The following is a 17135-nucleotide window of genomic DNA, read 5'->3' as shown; positions in this document are numbered from 1 at the left end:
GCTAATTTTGATATACTTTATGTACTGTTTTTGCAATTAGCGAGTCTCAAAAATTTTTCAAAATACCGGCTATCTACAATTAAAGTTAAGGTGATTTCTGAATATAATAAAATTTCGTATAAGGATGGTTTCATATTTTGAGGAAGCATTTTTCTCGCAGGATCGCGTACTACTCCACAAGCCATTAGACTACAAATAAAAAAGCTCGCAAACAGGAAGGGGGCTTACTATGTCAAAATGACGTGATTTTATGGATAGAAAAATTTAGTTTACATAAATGCGTACCACGGCATTTTTATCGATTGTTGAGTTTTTCCATTTGTGTTTTTTAATTTGCTCGATAACTTTTCGAGCTTGAATTGCATCCGGGCTCTCTACGATTTCAAAATCTACCGGGTCGCCATTATCGTCTACCCTAAACCGTATTTGAATGGTTTTGGTAGTGGTTCTCGTAGAATCGATATGAAGAGTATTGCCCAGCTCTTGATAAAAATGAGCCCAACCTTCTTCTGGGTACACCAATTCTTTTGATTTTAATTCTCTTGTGGATTTGAATTTTCGGAAATCTCCTATTGTTCCTATTTTCGGGTCTTGGGACGGCACTGCCACCACTACCGGTTCTGATGATGAGACCCTCTCTTTGCTTTTTACCGGGGCCATAAGTTGATTTTGAACTGTAGTGGGAATTTGGGAGGAGATGGCGGCTGTCGACTCCTGCAGGGACATAGCGATAATAATACTACTGTCTACATTGCGGCTGGAAAAAAGCTGAGCTTCCTGCTGTAAGTGTAAGGAAGCGACCGGGCTAGTCATGGATTCCGATAGTTCGATAGGCACTTGCGGAGCGGATGTGGCGGTTTTGCCAGAATGCGCTGGTGATTTCGTTTCGGATGTATAGATGCTAGCAATCCTTCTTTTCTGCTCTTGATTATCTATTTTCTCTATTGTCTTTTTTTCCTTTGGAGGATGGGGGTTTTTGGTGTCTACTACATCTTTCTGTACAGATTTCGGTGTTGTAGGTGTGGGCTCGTGGGTTGTTGATAAAGCCGGTAGGTCTGCCAATGGAGTGGATTCCGATGACACATCTTGAGTTTGCCACCAAGTACCGATACCTATTACCCCCAAAATACAGGCAGCTGCAGCCCCACGCCACCATTTTGAAGCATTTTTTTGCAATGGAACTACCAGGTGATGGCCGGTAGAGGCACCTGTAATCTCCGCCTTTATTTGATTGAAATGGAGTCGGCTCAGTTCCCAGTCTGCCTTACTGAAGCCATCAATAGCATCGGCAAGTAAAGGGTCTTTCAATGCCGCTTTTTCCAGGTCGTGCATTTCCTGAGCGCTCATATCCCCTTTTAGATATCGCTGTATTTCTTCCGGTCCGTAAAAAGTATATGTACGATTATTTTCCTGCATTTTTTTCCATACAGATTTTAAGATTACGCCTTCCATTCTGGATCAAACTCCGCACTTTATTCCAATCCATTCCCGTAGCTTCCGCGATTTCGTTATAGCATTTGTTATCGTAATAAAACAGCTTGATGCTGTTTTTCTGGTCTGTGGGTAGTTTTTCAATGCATTTTTCCAGCCTTTTGAAGGCTGCCTCTTTTTCAATCACGCTATCCAGATGCGAAAAATCCTCCGATTGCATAGGGTGCTGTTCCAGATTTATGGTAATATGCTTTCTAGCGCTACGTAATTGCATCAGGCAATAATTCTTGGTAAGAGTATATACCCAGCTTCTGAATTGCCGAATTTCGTGTCGGGGGACTTTATGCAACAACTCCTGATAAATATGCATTACAGCATCTCTAGCGTCCTCCGCATTTTCCAGATATTTCAAGCATACCCCATAGAGCATCTCACTATATCGTAGATACAGTTCGCTCAAATAATGCTGATTGCCGGTTTGGGTGAACTCCTTCAGGAGCGTTTCATCATCGGCCTGCCGTAAAGCTGTTATATGTATTACCTGTGACAAATACCGAAAGATATTTTATTAGGTAGTCCGCTACAGTACTACTATCATCGCTCTTGTGTCACTCACTTCACTTGTAGTGCATACCTGACCTTTATAAATATGATGCAAAATCCTCGCCGATTACATAATTCTTAGCTGTGTAAGAAATTTCATCCCTAATCCTCTTCAGGAGTGTCTCCCATGAGGCGGAATAGGGACAGTGTAAAGAAATTTTGTTAAAATATTTTAATTGTAAAAAATTGATTATCAGTTTTTAATAATTAAAAGTTAACATATATCCCTAGCGTAACCCTATTTTGGCATAGTATTTAACACTAATAGGGCGAAACAAAATTCATTGTATGAAAATTTTAAAGAAAACAACAGCTATGAAAAACAAATTTATTATTGGTGCATTAGCGTTATTGTTAGGAGCTGGTGCTGTTCAAGCTCAGGATTTTGCAAGACCGAAATTTGGAATTAAGGCCGGATGGAATAATTCCAACATTACTAACGGCCGTGAGGGAAATCTGGATGATAGTAAAAGACTTAATAGTTTTAATGCCGGTGTGGTGGGCGTTATTCCATTGGGATCCACATTTGAAATCAGAACCGGTTTGGATCTGCAGTCAAAAGGTACCGAATCTTCAACTTCGTTGGTAGATGGCGTAAAGAGTACCTATAAAGTAAATCCGCTTTATCTGGAGTTGCCTGTAAACTTTGCTGTGATGCTGCCTTTTAATGAAAAGGTAAAAGCTTATATTGGAGCAGGTCCTTACGCAGCTTTGGGGAATTGCCGGTAAACTGAAGACCACTATTAAAACCGACGGAACCACTACTACTTCCTCAGAAAGTATTAAATGGGGTAATGACAATCCGTTAGATGGTGATGACAGAAACGGTACTGTAGGTTCCGGTCAGTTTAAGAGATTTGACTTTGGTGCCAACATTATCGGCGGTGTAGATTTCGGCCGTTTTGGTGTACATGCTCAGTATGGAATTGGTTTGACCAATACCGCTCCTGGTGGAAGCAACGAAAATAATGCGAATAAAAATAACCAACATCGCGTATTAGGCGTGAGTGGTGTGTTCTATTTCTAAGCACTAATAATAAATAATGTAATAAGGCGCTCTCTAAAGAGCGCTTTTTTTATTGTGTGGAACAACGTTATTTTGCAGGCTATGAGTCGGTCGCAAATCATTACAGTTTTAGCTATTGTGGTAGTAATAGTGGCTTGTTTCATTCCTTGGATGCGGGTGGAGGAGCCGACCCTACTTACCATTACCGGAGTGGATACTGAGGGTACCCGTTACGGTAAGCCCGCTTATGGGCATTTTATATGGTCGGTATTGGTATTGCTTTGTACTTTTATTCCCAAAATTTGGGCAAAGCGTATCAATCTTTTATTTGCGGCTTGTAACCTAGCTTGGGCAATAAGAAATTTTGCCATTATTCCGTCCTGTGATGGAGGCATTTGTCCTATAAAGCTTACCGGCTTATACCTTATTTTGGGTGCTTCAGTAGTAATCATGATTACAGCCTTTTTTCCTAAAGAACCTCCGATGAAGCCCCTTACTCATTAAAATTTCAGCTAGATATTTATATAAAAAATCCTCCGGCGTAATAAGCTCCTACTGCTGCGGCTATACCCGATAATGCGATCAGTAGCATACCGGTTAGCGGATTCTTGTTGGAATATTTGTATTTCGTGTAACCCAAAAATCCTAATACTAGGAGGGGGAGCAATAATGCCTTGTAGTCGGGCATCTGCATGAAATAATTATTGAGTAAAATAAATAAGCTGCCGGTGATGAACCCCAAGAGCATGGATGAAGCATAACCTTGGGGGGTAAGGCTGCTGGTAACATTATCCTCATGTTGCCAAGATAATTCCCAATTTTTCTTTTCTTCTATGGTATCGGCTATCATGGCGTCTTTCAGTCGGTCGTCAATATCCAGTGCCTTATATATTTTTAAGGTTTTGCTTTCTGTATCGCTGGCATCCAGTTCTTCTTTTCGGGTATAGTAGGCCCCGCCGTACAAAAGTGCGGCGATAAATACGATGGCTATTGTTGTATATAAATATAGGTGTTGCAGGTGGGTGCCCTGCGCCTGCATAAAGCAAAAGATGGCCAATATGACGATAATCCCTTCTATCGCACCCACTATAAATACGGGTATGCGATTATGGAGTGGTTTATGGTTACTCAATTTCCTTTAATGTTTTTTGAATGATAAAAATACATTCTTTTATCTCTTCGCTGGTAATACAGAGCGGTGGGGCTAATCTTATCTTATTACCATGAGTGGGTTTGGCCAATAAGCCATTTTCTTTTAAAGCCATGCAAAGATTCCAAGCAGTATCATCCTCTATGCCACTATTGATTTCGATAGCATTTAGTAAACCTTTGCCGCGCACTTCTTTTAATAGTGCAGAAGGTGTTTTACGCAACTCCTCCCTAAAATAGGCCCCCAGCATTTCGGCATTCTCTGCCATGTTTTCTTCTTGTAGTACTTTTAAAGCCGCGATGGCTGTTACTGCGGCTAGAGGGTTTCCTCCATAAGTCGATCCATGTTCGCCGGGCTTGATTGTCAGCATGATTGCATCATTGGCCAGCACCGCGCTAATGGGCATGGTACCACCACTCAGTGCTTTACCAAGAATTAAAATATCGGGTTTTACGGCTTCGTGGTCACAGGCCAGCATTTTTCCGGTTCTGCAAAGTCCCGTCTGAATTTCGTCGGCAATAAACAGTACCCCGTGTTTTTCACAAAGCTTCTTGCAGGAGTGCAGATAGCCTTCGTCGGGTACAATCACACCGGCTTCTCCTTGAATAGGCTCAACCAGAAACCCTACAATGTTTTCTTCGGTTTCCAATACTTTTTGCAAGGACTCCACATCGTTATAGGGAATATTAATAAAGCCTGGTGTATAAGGCCCGAAGTTCTTTCGAGAAGAAATATCAGAGCTAAATGATACCACAGTAGTAGTACGGCCATGAAAATTGTCATTACATACTACAATCTTTGCCGCATTTTTTCCGATGCCTTTTACTTCGTATGCCCATTTCCGGCAAAGTTTGATAGCGGTTTCTACTGCTTCTACCCCGGTATTCATGGGCAGTACTTTATCATAGCCCATTAGTTGGGTGATATATTCTTCAAATAGTCCTAATTTATCATTGTAGAATGCTCTGCTGGTAAGGGTAAGCTGTTGGGCTTGTTCCGTAAAAGCTGCTATGATTGCCGGATGACAATGTCCCTGATTTACGGCAGAATAGCCACTTAAGAAATCAAAATATCTTTTGCCCTCAACATCCCATACATGTACGCCCTGTCCTTTACTTAATACTACCGGCAGGGGATGATAGTTATGGGCTCCATATTGTGCTTCTAATTGAATGAAATAATCGGTTGTTGCAATAGGTGTAATGGCTGACATAAGAGTATCTTTTTTTAGATGAAAGACAGATTACAAATGAAAACATGAAGTAAAAACTACCCGACAGGGTGGAGACCCGTCAGTGGTTCAGCCAATCCAAATTCTGCTTTAAAAAAGATAATATGTTTTCAGGAGTGTTGATAGTATTTGTTTTCTACAAAGAAACAACAATTATCGCAAATGGTTAGTTCGAATTTGATTCGGGGGGAGTTGAAAATATGAAGGTTGTTTATTCAAAATCATCTATCAGAGAAATCTGACCTAAATTCGCAGTATGACACCATTAGCAGAAAGGATGAGACCTCGCACATTAGATGAGGTAGTAGGACAGCAGCACTTGATAGGCCCCGGTAGCATTTTGCGGAATGCAGTGGAGAACAAAACGTTGGGCTCAGTGATTTTTTGGGGGCCTCCCGGTACCGGTAAAACTACACTGGCCAATATCATTGCTAATGAATTGTCGTTTGCGTTTTTCTCGCTCAGTGCCGTAAATGCGGGTGTTAAGGATGTACGTGAGGTGATTGAAAGAGCGCGGCAGGAAAACAACAGTATTTTATTTATCGACGAGATTCATCGGTTTAATAAAAGCCAACAAGATGCTTTGTTACACGCCGTCGAGAAAGGCATTATTACACTGATGGGTGCTACTACCGAAAATCCATCATTTGAAGTAAACAGCGCCTTGTTGAGCCGTTGTCAGGTATATATTTTGCAGGCTCTTTCCGAAAAAGATTTGGTAAGCTTATTAGAGCGTGCTATTCGTGAGGATATTGTGCTTAAAGAAAAAAATATTGAATTGAAAGAAACGCAGGCGCTCATTAATATTAGTGGGGGCGACGCGCGCAAATTGTTGAACTTGCTAGAGCTGGTATGTAATACCGTAAAGGATAATGTGATTATTACCGATAAGCTGGTAATGGAAGTAGCGCAGAAAAAAATTGCTTTGTACGATAAGAGTGGAGAGCAGCACTACGATATTATTTCTGCATTTATAAAATCCATACGTGGGAGCGATCCCAATGGCGCCGTATACTGGTTGGCACGAATGATAGAAGGAGGGGAGGATGTAAAATTTATTGCAAGGCGCCTTGTAATCTTAGCGAGTGAAGATATCGGCAATGCGAATCCTAATGCTTTGCTATTGGCTAATGCTACCTTTGATGCAGTAAACAAAATAGGCTTTCCGGAGGCGCGCATTATTTTATCGCAGTGTGCAGTATACCTCGCCTCTTCACCTAAGAGTAATGCTTCTTATATGGCCATCAACAATGCGGTGGCCGCCGTGCAGCGTTTTGGCGATTTGCCGGTTCCTTTGCACTTACGGAATGCGCCCACACAACTGATGAAGCGCATGGATTATGGCAAGGGATATAAATATGCGCACGATTATGAAAATAATTTTAGTGAGCAGGAGTATTTGCCCGAAAAACTTTCTGGAACTAAATTTTACGACCCTGGTAATAATGCTCGCGAAAACGAATTACGTAATTATTTAAAGAAATTGTGGAAGGATAAGTACGGTTACTAATTATAATTACGTGTATAAATATATATATGTAGTTGCTAAGTTTTATATTGAAAATTTTCGGTATACGAAAAAGAGAAAGACCAGAGTGTTCAATTTGCTGAAACTCTGGTCTTTCGTACCGCGTACGGGAATCGAACCCGTGATTCATCCGTGAAAGGGATGCGTCTTAACCCCTTGACCAACGCGGCTTGTTGTTTTTGGGAGTGCAAAAATAGGGGGAGGATTTTTATTCGCCAAAAACTTTCTGAAAAATCTTGAAAAAAAAATTTAGACAATCGAAAAATAAAAAATGTGATTGATACACATTTTACTTGAAAATTACTAATTTCACGCCTCCAAAAAAAGTACTTATTAAATTAAACTTCTAAAAAATCATGAGCACAGTAAAAGTAGCCATTAACGGTTTTGGTAGAATTGGTCGTCTGGCTTTTCGTCAAATCTATAATCGCGAAGGCATTGAGGTTGTAGCGATCAATGATTTGACCAGCCCCAAAGTTCTAGCACATCTTTTAAAATATGATTCTGCGCAAGGCGGATTTAAACAGGATGTAAAAAGCACTGATAACTCCATTATAGTTGATGGGCGCGAAGTAAAGATATATGCTCAAAAAGATCCTGCTCAAATTCCTTGGAAAGACCACGATGTAGATGTGGTATTGGAATGTACCGGATTCTTTACTGATAAAACAAAAGCTGAAGCGCACATCGCTGCCGGAGCTAAAAAAGTTGTAATTTCTGCTCCTGCTACAGGTGATCTGAAAACCATTGTATTCAATGTTAACCACGATATATTAGATGGTAGCGAAACGATCATTAGCTGCGCATCTTGTACCACCAACTGTTTAGCTCCAATGGCTAAAGTTTTGGATGATACTTTCGGTATTGAGTTGGGTATCATGACTACTATTCATGCTTACACTAACGACCAAAATACATTGGATGCACCTCACGCTAAAGGTGATCTGCGCCGCGCACGTGCAGCAGCAGCTAACATCGTTCCTAACAGTACCGGTGCTGCAAAAGCTATCGGATTGGTGTTACCTAAACTGAAAGGCAAACTGGATGGTAGCGCTCAACGCGTTCCTACTATCACCGGTTCTATCACCGAGCTGAACGTAATTCTGAGCAAACCTGCTACAGAACAGGAAATCAACGCTGCCATGAAAGCAGCTGCTAACGAAAGCTTCGGCTACAACGAAGATGAAATTGTAAGCAGCGACGTAATCGGAACTACTTACGGTTCTCTGTTCGATGCAACTTTAACTAAAGTAATGCACGTAGGCGACAAGCATATCGCTCGTACAGTTTCATGGTACGATAATGAAATGAGCTATGTTTCTCAGCTGGTGCGTACTTTAGAGTACTTCGCTAAGTTGATTAAAAAATAATCAGAAATAAAAAGGGCGAAACACCACCGTTTCGCCTTTTGTTTTTGCGCATTCGCGATTGGATGTAATGTCAGTAAAGAGGAACGGTACATTTCTCTCAAGTTGGATTTTTTTCAAATGAGGAGCTAAGTATCGGGGCATTCGTATTCCCTCTTTTCTGATGTTTTTGTATTTCACACTTAACTAAATTCTTATTTACATGTCAAAATTTAGCGATTATAACTTTAAAGGTCAGAAGGCATTGATTCGGGTAGACTTTAACGTACCACTGAACGAGCAACTGGAAATTACTTCCGATGCGCGTATGAAAGCGGCGGTTCCTACCATTAAAAAGATTCTGGCCGATGGAGGTAAGGTGATATTGATGTCGCACCTGGGGCGCCCGAAAAATGGTCCTGAAGATAAATTCTCTTTGAGACATTTGGTAAATCACTTGAGCCATCTGCTGGGTGGTGTTACGGTGCATTTCGCAAACGATTGCATCGGCGAGCAGGCTTATCAGTTGGCAGATGCGTTGAAAGAAGGCGAAGTGCTGCTGCTGGAAAACCTGCGTTTCTATAAGGAAGAAGAAAAAGGCGACGAGGCTTTTGCAGAAAAGCTCAGCAAGCTGGGCGATGTATATATTAATGATGCGTTCGGTACTGCACACCGTGCACATGCCTCTACTGCGATTATTGCTAAGTTCTTCCCTGCCGACAAAAAAATGTTTGGTCTGCTGATGGAAGCTGAGGTAAGCAGCGCTCAAAAAGTATTAAACGAAGCACAAAAGCCGTTTACCGCTATTTTGGGCGGAGCCAAAATCTCCGATAAAATTCTGATTATCGAGAACCTTATGGAAAAGGCTACCGACATCATTATCGGCGGTGGTATGGCTTATACTTTCTTCAAAGCCTTAGGCGGTAACATTGGTGCTTCACTTTGTGAAGAAGACAGACTGGAAACCGCAAAAGAAATTTTGGAAAAAGCTAAAGCCAAGAATGTAAATATTCATCTTCCTGTAGACAGTATTATTGCAGATAAGTTTGCTGCCGACGCTCAAACTGCCGAAGCTGCTAGCGATAATATACCTGAAGGTTGGATGGGGCTGGATATTGCCGAAAAGGCCAGAGCGCAGTTTGCGGACGTAATCAAAAACGCCAAAACTATCTTGTGGAATGGCCCAATGGGTGTTTTTGAAATGGAAAAATTCCAGGCCGGTACGAAAACCATAGCAGAAGCTGTTGCCGCCGCTACTCAAAACGGAGCCTTCTCTCTCGTAGGTGGAGGGGATAGTGTAGCTGCTGTAAATAAATTCGGTTATGCTGATAAAGTAAGCTATGTGTCTACCGGTGGTGGTGCTATGCTGGAGTTCTTTGAAGGAAAGGAGCTGCCCGGTATTGCTGCCATCAACAAAGGTTAAGCATATCCATCTTTTTATAATAAAAAGTGCGGGGCCCAAGGTTCCGCATTTTTATTAATGTGTGAAAGTTAAAAAAATCTTAATGCTCTGTGTGCTGTACAACCTTTGGGGTAAATATGAGTCAATAAAATATCAAGCATTCATTAGCAGTTAGTTGGATTACCCCGCAATCATATGCGGGGTACTTTTTTGCTAGAAATCGTCAATATTATTATTCCTAGCTACATTTTTGATATAGGATCTTTGCCTTGTTATTTATATTGCTCTCCCGCATTATTGTTTGCTTGTCCTGATTTTAATCATTGCTTGAGATGCTTCTTAAAAAATACAAAACAATGAAAGGTTTTGCCATTAAGTTAGATTTAATAAAAATTAGTAAAGCGGCAGTCATCGTGTCGACTTGCTTATGTTTATGTACACAGCTATGGGCTCAAAGGCGACCTAATATTGTCATGTTTGTTGCAGATGACCTCAATCAAGAGGACTTGGGATGTTATGGGAACAAAGATGTAAGAACCCCCAATATTAATAAGCTGGCCGCAGAAGGCTTACGGTTTACCAAGGCTTATGCAGCTTCATCCATGTGCACCCCGTCACGCAGTGTAATGTATACTGGCTTATATCCCTTTCGCAATGGAGTACAAATGAACCATTTTGCCGTGCGAGCAGGTATGCGTAGTTTGCCCCACTACCTGAAAGAATTGGGGTACAGGGTGGTAATCGCCGGAAAAACTCATGTGGGACCGCAAGAGTGTTTTCCATTTGAAGAGATAGGGAAGGAGTTTGGAAAATATGAGCCTATCGAAAACCGAACAGACCGAAAGAAGGAAACCGTAAAATTTATCGAAGAACATTTCAGAACACAGTCTGATCAGCCTCTTTGTCTCATTGTTGCGCCCTGGGTGCCCCATGTACCGTGGTTCCCTAATAAAGATTTTGATCCACAGAAGCTCCAATTGCCCGACTATCTGGCCGATACCAAAGAAACCCGTCAGGCTTTGGCCGCCTATTATCAGAGTATAGGAGAGGCCGATAAGATGATGGGAGAGGTAATGCAGGCTGTAGATAAGGCAGGTAAAAAAGAGAATACGGTAATGATTTTTACTTCCGATCAGGGGGTGCAGTTCCCGGGAGCAAAGTGGACCGTTTATGATCGCGGTTTAAGAGTTCCCTTTATTGTTCGTTGGCCCGGAAAAATAAAAGCCGGTAGTACTTCCGATGCGTTGATTTCGCTGGTGGACATCACACCTACTTTCATTGATTTAGCGGGAGGGAAGGAACAGCCGTATCTGGATGGTAAGTCTTTTAAAGATGTAATGTTAGGGCAAAGACAAAAGCATCATGATTTCGTGTTTGGCGAAACGTCGGTAGAGCCTCATTATTGGTATAATTATACTCCGGCACGTACCGTTATCACGGCCGACGGATGGCATTATATCAGAAATTATCATCCGGGTGTAAGATTTATCACACATATTGATAAGGTAGAACGCAATGAGTTTTATTTTGATTCCTGGGTGGAGAAGGCTAAGAGTGATACCAAAACCAAATTCTTGGTCGACCGTTACAGCTATCGCCCACCAGAAGAGTTGTATGATTTGAATACCGATCCTTCCGAATTTAAAAATCTGGCCGATGTGCCTGCATATCAACAAAAGCTACATGCGATGCAGACTCTGCTTAAAAAAGAGTTGGATCGTCAAGGTGAAACCGAAGCCATGATTCTGGAGGGCTTCCTGCCGAAGTTCTTCGACCAAAGCTACACCATTGCACAAAACAAAAGCGCCGCAAATCTTTCTTTTAATAAAAAGTTTTGGAATCCCGAGGTGCTGTACATTACTGCTTATCTGGAAGGTGTAGACAAAGGAGGGGTGGTATGCGAGTACTTTAACAACTTTAGATTGTATGCGTATCAAGGCAAGATAGGAATGATAACTGCCGACGGAGAGGAAAAGGAAACTTCGGTACTGCCTACGAATAAAGGGCATCTATTGGTACGTTTAGCTGCTACTGGTGATCTGGAAATATTGTTCAATCAGCAACCAGTGCTCACGGGCCGATTGAATAAGGATTACACGAAGATTAAAAACGGATATGTATCCTGTGGCATGATACAAGGAAAGGCTTTTTCAGGAAAGTTGCAGCCTTATGAAGGGCGCATTAGCGATTTGCGTTTTACAATGAATGAACTTTCCAGAGAACCGTAATACTGATCATTTGCTTTCAATTTGCAAGATAAATTTTTGAATATAGATTTAAAAACATTGCTATGTTTCATATAAAAATTGCTTCCCGTCTATTGCTTGCTGCCATACTGCTGACCATGCACGCTTTTGCCGGGCCAGGTCCATCTAAGGCGAATCCCAACAAACGCCCCAATATTGTTATCATTATGGCCGACGATTTGGATTCGCGACAGCTGAGTTGTTATGGTGGTACCAATCTCAAGACAACTAATATCGACAGATTGGCCGCTCAGGGCATGAAGTTTAACTCCATCATCGCCTCGGAGGCAATGTGTATACCCATTCGCGCGTCATTGTTTACGGGGCTGTATCCTGCTCGCCATGGAGCCTATCAGAATCACAAACAGGTGCACAACCATCTGAAGAGTGTGGTGCATTATCTGCGCGATAATGGATACAGAGTAGGACTTACCGGAAAAAACCACATGACCAAGCCCGTATCGGTTTTCCCGTTTGATATCATACCGGGTTTCGAGCCCAATTGTGTTTCCCCAACGGATGAGTATTTTTTGGACAGCATCAGAGCTTATATTCAAAAGCCTGAGCCTTACTGTCTTTTTGTAATGAGTATTAACCCTCATGCGCCGTGGACAGTGGGTGATCCGTCGGAATTCGATCCTGCTAAATTGAAACTGCCCAAACACTGGGTAGATACGGAGCTAACGCGAAAGCATTTTACCAAGTATTTAGCAGAAGTAAGGCGACTAGATAATCAGGTAGGTGATGTGGTGAATCTGGTAAAGGAAACCGGGGGAGAAGACAACACTATCATAATTTTCTTAGGTGAGCAAGGCGCCCAATTTCCCGGAGCTAAGTGGAACTTGTATGACGAAGGACAAAAAAGTTCCATGATTGTAAAATGGCCGGGTGTGATAAAACCGGGATCGGAGAGCCATGCTATTGTGCAATATGAAGATATTACGCCTACGCTGATTGATATTGTAGGAGGCAAGCCCGTAAAGGGTTTGGACGGATTGAGTTTTAAGGACGTACTCTTAGGTAAAAAAGCGGATCATCGCGATGTAGCTTTTGGCATTCATAATAATATCCCTGAAGGGCCAGCTTATCCCATTCGCAGCATTCGCGATCATCAGTATAAACTTATATTGAACCTGACGCCTGATTCCACTTATCATATTAAATACATGATGAACACTGAGCGTAAGGACTTGGCATGGACTACTTGGGTAGCGAAGGCTGAAACCGACGGATATGCAAAACGATTGGTAAAGCGGATTAGCAATCGTCCGGCTGTAGAATTGTATGATGTGGTAAATGATCCTTATGAAATTGAGAACCTAGCCGATAAGCCGCAATACCAGCCGCTCATTAAAAAATATGAAGCACGCTTAAGAAAGTGGATGCAAGAGCAAGGCGATAAGGGGGTAGACATGGACAAACCTTTCCCACGCAATAATCAAAACGCCAATAAGAAGAAAAAGCAATAAGCTAATTCATAAGTAAAGCGCTCCGGTGATTAGCCCGGAGCGCTTTTTATTGATGCGTGATCTTGTGGTTAATAAAGTAGGAGCAGCATTAAAAAGAATACTGCTTTCAGTTCTACAGCAGTGCGATTAAAGCTTTCTAAAAAATAAAAGCCTAAACAACATTAACACCGGGACATTAACCCGGGCCGTTGCTTAGGCAATACAAATATACAAATATTATATATAAAAAACACCCCCCTCCCCAAAAACACAATCGTAGATTTCAATTCTAGAATAGTGCTATTAAGGCAATAAAAAGACAATGCGCTGGAATGAGAAAATGTAATTTCAATTCTACAATAGTGCGATTAAAGCATTGAACACACTAAAAGAATACACAGCACTTGTACCAAATTTCAATTCTACAATAGTGCGATTAAAGCTCTTAAAATAGATGCCATCAGGCCTATGCCCAAATTATTTCAATTCTACAATAGTGCGATTAAAGCTCTTAAAATAGATGCCATCAGGCCTATGCCCAAATTATTTCAATTCTACAATAGTGCGATTAAAGCAAGTAACCGAAGTATATAAATCTGATTTAAGAGCATTTCAATTCTACAATAGTGCGATTAAAGCAAGCGTATGGAGGCAGAGACGAATAACATCGAAGCAAATTTCAATTCTACAATAGTGCGATTAAAGCATAGATGTTATGCCTTTGCCTGCTACCCCTTCCTTATTTCAATTCTACAATAGTGCGATTAAAGCAATGCTATCCACATAAGCTATATAGGTGGTGTCGAATTTCAATTCTACAATAGTGCGATTAAAGCTTTTAGATTTGATAAAATTCACGAACATTAAAAGAATTTCAATTCTACAATAGTGCGATTAAAGCGGCTGCTTGCTCGAAAGGAGACAGCGTATCAACCCCATTTCAATTCTACAATAGTGCGATTAAAGCTATATTTCGATGCGATTGATTAATGCCTATATCACATTTCAATTCTACAATAGTGCGATTAAAGCTGTTTTCTTGTTAGTGTTTTCATGTCCATTTATCATATTTCAATTCTACAATAGTGCGATTAAAGCGAATGTAGAACAATTAGAACAAGAAGCAAAAATTGCTATTTCAATTCTACAATAGTGCGATTAAAGCTGGCTCATTCCGTTTTTTCCTTGTGTGGGAGCACTTATTTCAATTCTACAATAGTGCGATTAAAGCATAAACCTGCCGGGAGAAACCTAGTGAGAGTAACTATTTCAATTCTACAATAGTGCGATTAAAGCAAGAGGGGAAGACTTCCATCCAAACGCCCATGAGTCATTTCAATTCTACAATAGTGCGATTAAAGCGCGTTTACGATTATTATTGGCCACAGTTTGCCCATATATTTCAATTCTACAATAGTGCGATTAAAGCAAGTAAAAGATTGTGAATCAATTGCAACCTGCCAGATTTCAATTCTACAATAGTGCGATTAAAGCTTCCGAGCGTGAAAGTGTTGACGAAGTGCAACCAGAATTTCAATTCTACAATAGTGCGATTAAAGCAAGTAAAAGATTGTGAATCAATTGCAACCTGCCAGATTTCAATTCTACAATAGTGCGATTAAAGCTCGTATGACTACGAAATCGGCGATATTTTAGAACATTTCAATTCTACAATAGTGCGATTAAAGCCACTTATGATCGCTGGAGATGGCATCATGTAGATTTATTTCAATTCTACAATAGTGCGATTAAAGCACAAACTTAAAGAATTTACCGCCCTTGCCCCAATGGGATTTCAATTCTACAATAGTGCGATTAAAGCTTGTACGTCTGGATTATAGCTCATGAGCTGCCGAAGATTTCAATTCTACAATAGTGCGATTAAAGCACAGAACAGGTAAAAGCAAATATGCCGATGTGCAGTAATTTCAATTCTACAATAGTGCGATTAAAGCACATCATCGCTTACGAACGCCCAGCCGGAATGCACAAATTTCAATTCTACAATAGTGCGATTAAAGCAACTAAGCGAGGAGCGGAAATTTCCAGAAACTCTGTTATTTCAATTCTACAATAGTGCGATTAAAGCCTATTGCGTTCTCAACAACCTTAGCAGAATTGAGAAATTTCAATTCTACAATAGTGCGATTAAAGCTAACTGCCACAATTGTGGCTTTAAGGGTTGCGCAAATTTCAATTCTACAATAGTGCGATTAAAGCTCGTTATATTTATAAGACAAAATTATTAATTTATAGCCTGTTATGTGAATAAAAAAGTAAATTTTTTATTTAAAGAATCGTCTATCTAAAATTGTCAGATTTTGATGGGCGATCGACGATTGCGAAAATTGTTGATTATCAGGGGTAGGGAATGTGTATGATAAGTTTAATCTCTTCGTTTTGTCATTTTAGATCCAATCGACGACTAAAGAAAGGTGTCCAGCTTATTTTTTTCCTGCCCAATAATATCTTTTTCCAACCATTTTTGTTCCCGACTTTTGAATACAATGATACTATCTTCTTGGCGATCCATAATTTTTTTAGCCTTGTGTAGCAATTCTTTAAGTTTACTATCGGTAATCTCACCTTCAAAAACGCTGTTCTGGATCCAATTTAAGTATTGTCTACAGAGTCTTAGCATTTTGGCTACTCTTTTTTCGCCAACATCATATACAAGTATTATGTACATTGTTTTGGTTTTATTATTTTGAGATAGATACTTAATGCTTTTTACCACCAAGCTTTGAATGGCTTGTACTCCTCCATGCCCAAGATATGTTTTGTTAATTTGTAGCATTCTAGCTTTATCAGATGCTTATAGCTTACGTTCCTTTTCAAGGAACGGTGTTTTATGGTTTCGGATAACTTTTCTTCAAAAACTTTTACAAAGGTCTTTTTCCCAGATTCCTTGAGTAAGACCCCATTGAGATGGACATCAAAATCTGTATGTTGAATCTCTTTTTTATTTACAACCTTGAAGATGGTGCGGTCTACTAAAATGGGCTTGAAAATTTCGGACAAATCTAGGGCTAGCGAATACCTTCGGTAGCCGGGCTCGTGTAAAAAACTGATGGTAGGGTTTAGTTGAGTATGATATATTTGACTCAAACAGAGGGTGTAACACATCATATTACCAAAAGATATAAGAGCATTGACTTCGTTATGGGGCGGTTGTTTGCTTCGACCTCCCATTTCAAAGTCATTGAGAATAATATCAAATGCATTATAATACACCTGTCGGATATTACCTTCAAGTCCCATAAGAGTTTCTATATCTTTTTGTTCATTTATTTGTTTATAGTAGTTTTCTATTTTTTCTATATGAAACATTACATCTTTTCCTCGAGTGTTATAATATCTTAGATTTTTAAGAATATTGAATGCAGCACCTTCCACAAATTTTTTGGCTAATACCAATCTTTTACTAGCAGAAATATAATGTTTGGTTTGCTCAATTTGCATTTTACCAGCTAGCAGATAATCTTTGGGCATAAAACTACCCGTATAATGTTCGTAATAATCAAAAAAGTGAACGGCTATTTGATTTTTCCCTAAGAAATTATACAGGGCGGAATTAGCATCCAGTGCTCCAAAACAATACAAATCAGAAACGCCTTCAACCGGAATATATTTGGAAGGCCCTTCTGCTCCATTTTCGTCCACCGGTGTAAATTTGAGGGTATTGTCTTTACGAGACATCCTTCCGGGATTAAAGAGATAGTAGGTCTTTTTCATGACTAATTC

14 protein-coding genes, 1 tRNA gene and 1 CRISPR repeat array are annotated in these 17135 nt (G+C 40.4%); of the genes, 8 read left to right on the top strand and 7 right to left on the bottom strand.

Annotated features, from left to right (window positions below; translation table 11 throughout):
* Positions 1-264 precede the first annotated feature (264 nt).
* A complete protein-coding gene (locus V2H41_RS06760) occupies positions 265-1416 on the bottom strand; it encodes a hypothetical protein (RefSeq protein ID WP_330974377.1) in 1152 nt (383 codons plus the stop codon).
* A complete protein-coding gene (locus tag V2H41_RS06755) occupies positions 1403-1981 on the bottom strand; it encodes an RNA polymerase sigma factor (RefSeq protein ID WP_330974376.1) in 579 nt (192 codons plus the stop codon). The genes V2H41_RS06760 and V2H41_RS06755 overlap by 14 nt, the downstream gene beginning before the upstream one ends.
* A 341-nt stretch (positions 1982-2322) precedes the next feature.
* On the opposite strand from V2H41_RS06755, the gene V2H41_RS06750 reads away from it, so the two are divergent.
* The 3 genes from V2H41_RS06750 (at position 2323) to V2H41_RS06740 (ending at position 3544) form a co-directional block, all read left to right on the top strand.
* Positions 2323-2763 (top strand): outer membrane beta-barrel protein, encoded by a 441-nt coding sequence (locus tag V2H41_RS06750; RefSeq protein WP_330974375.1) that lies wholly within the window; start codon positions 2323-2325, stop codon positions 2761-2763.
* Positions 2723-3061: a hypothetical protein gene (locus V2H41_RS06745; RefSeq protein ID WP_330974374.1), complete on the top strand. Its 339-nt coding sequence runs from the start codon at positions 2723-2725 to the stop codon at positions 3059-3061. The genes V2H41_RS06750 and V2H41_RS06745 overlap by 41 nt, the downstream gene beginning before the upstream one ends.
* A gap of 81 nt (positions 3062-3142) precedes the next feature.
* Positions 3143-3544, top strand: a complete 402-nt coding sequence (locus tag V2H41_RS06740; protein WP_330974373.1) for a hypothetical protein — start codon at positions 3143-3145, stop codon at positions 3542-3544.
* A gap of 16 nt (positions 3545-3560) precedes the next feature.
* On the opposite strand, the gene V2H41_RS06735 is transcribed toward V2H41_RS06740, so the two are convergent.
* Together V2H41_RS06735 and rocD are read right to left on the bottom strand one after the other, a co-directional pair.
* Positions 3561-4172 carry a VIT1/CCC1 transporter family protein gene (locus tag V2H41_RS06735; protein WP_330974372.1) on the bottom strand — a complete coding sequence of 204 codons (612 nt, stop codon included), beginning with the start codon at positions 4170-4172 and terminating at the stop codon, positions 3561-3563.
* Positions 4165-5403: an ornithine--oxo-acid transaminase gene (gene rocD / locus V2H41_RS06730; RefSeq protein ID WP_330974371.1), complete on the bottom strand. Its 1239-nt coding sequence runs from the start codon at positions 5401-5403 to the stop codon at positions 4165-4167. Before rocD ends, V2H41_RS06735 begins: the two co-directional genes overlap by 8 nt.
* A gap of 274 nt (positions 5404-5677) precedes the next feature.
* On the opposite strand from rocD, the gene V2H41_RS06725 reads away from it, so the two are divergent.
* Positions 5678-6931: a replication-associated recombination protein A gene (locus V2H41_RS06725; protein WP_330974370.1), complete on the top strand. Its 1254-nt coding sequence runs from the start codon at positions 5678-5680 to the stop codon at positions 6929-6931.
* Between the two features lie 116 nt (positions 6932-7047).
* On the opposite strand, the gene V2H41_RS06720 is transcribed toward V2H41_RS06725, so the two are convergent.
* A tRNA-Glu gene (locus V2H41_RS06720) sits at positions 7048-7119 on the bottom strand.
* Between the two features lie 186 nt (positions 7120-7305).
* Between V2H41_RS06720 and gap the strand changes: the two genes are divergently transcribed.
* From gap to V2H41_RS06700, 4 genes are all read left to right on the top strand, one after another.
* Positions 7306-8319, top strand: a complete 1014-nt coding sequence (gene gap / locus V2H41_RS06715; protein WP_330974369.1) for a type I glyceraldehyde-3-phosphate dehydrogenase — start codon at positions 7306-7308, stop codon at positions 8317-8319.
* Between the two features lie 199 nt (positions 8320-8518).
* The gene (locus tag V2H41_RS06710) at positions 8519-9718 is read left to right on the top strand and encodes a phosphoglycerate kinase (protein ID WP_330974368.1); all 1200 of its coding nucleotides are present in this window, start codon (positions 8519-8521) and stop codon (positions 9716-9718) included.
* Positions 9719-10053: 335 nt separating this feature from the next.
* On the top strand, positions 10054-11925 hold the full coding sequence (locus V2H41_RS06705; protein WP_330974367.1) for a sulfatase family protein: 1872 nt from the start codon (positions 10054-10056) through the stop codon (positions 11923-11925).
* A 62-nt stretch (positions 11926-11987) separates the two neighbouring features.
* Positions 11988-13412 (top strand): sulfatase family protein, encoded by a 1425-nt coding sequence (locus V2H41_RS06700; RefSeq protein ID WP_330974366.1) that lies wholly within the window; start codon positions 11988-11990, stop codon positions 13410-13412.
* Between the two features lie 259 nt (positions 13413-13671).
* A CRISPR array of direct repeats spans positions 13672-15611; the repeat unit is 30 nt; unit sequence ATTTCAATTCTACAATAGTGCGATTAAAGC.
* Positions 15612-15816: 205 nt separating this feature from the next.
* On the opposite strand, the gene cas2 is transcribed toward V2H41_RS06700, so the two are convergent.
* A complete protein-coding gene (gene cas2 / locus V2H41_RS06695) occupies positions 15817-16080 on the bottom strand; it encodes a CRISPR-associated endonuclease Cas2 (RefSeq protein WP_330974365.1) in 264 nt (87 codons plus the stop codon).
* A 41-nt stretch (positions 16081-16121) separates the two neighbouring features.
* Positions 16122-17126: a type I-B CRISPR-associated endonuclease Cas1b gene (gene cas1b / locus V2H41_RS06690; RefSeq protein ID WP_330974364.1), complete on the bottom strand. Its 1005-nt coding sequence runs from the start codon at positions 17124-17126 to the stop codon at positions 16122-16124.
* Between the last annotated feature and the right edge of the window lie 9 nt (positions 17127-17135).

Source organism: Niabella digestorum (assembly GCF_036409055.1).
Classification (GTDB): domain Bacteria; phylum Bacteroidota; class Bacteroidia; order Chitinophagales; family Chitinophagaceae; genus Niabella; species Niabella composti.
The sequence above is the reverse complement of the archived record's forward strand: the minus strand, read 5'-3'. Positions and strand labels throughout refer to the sequence as shown.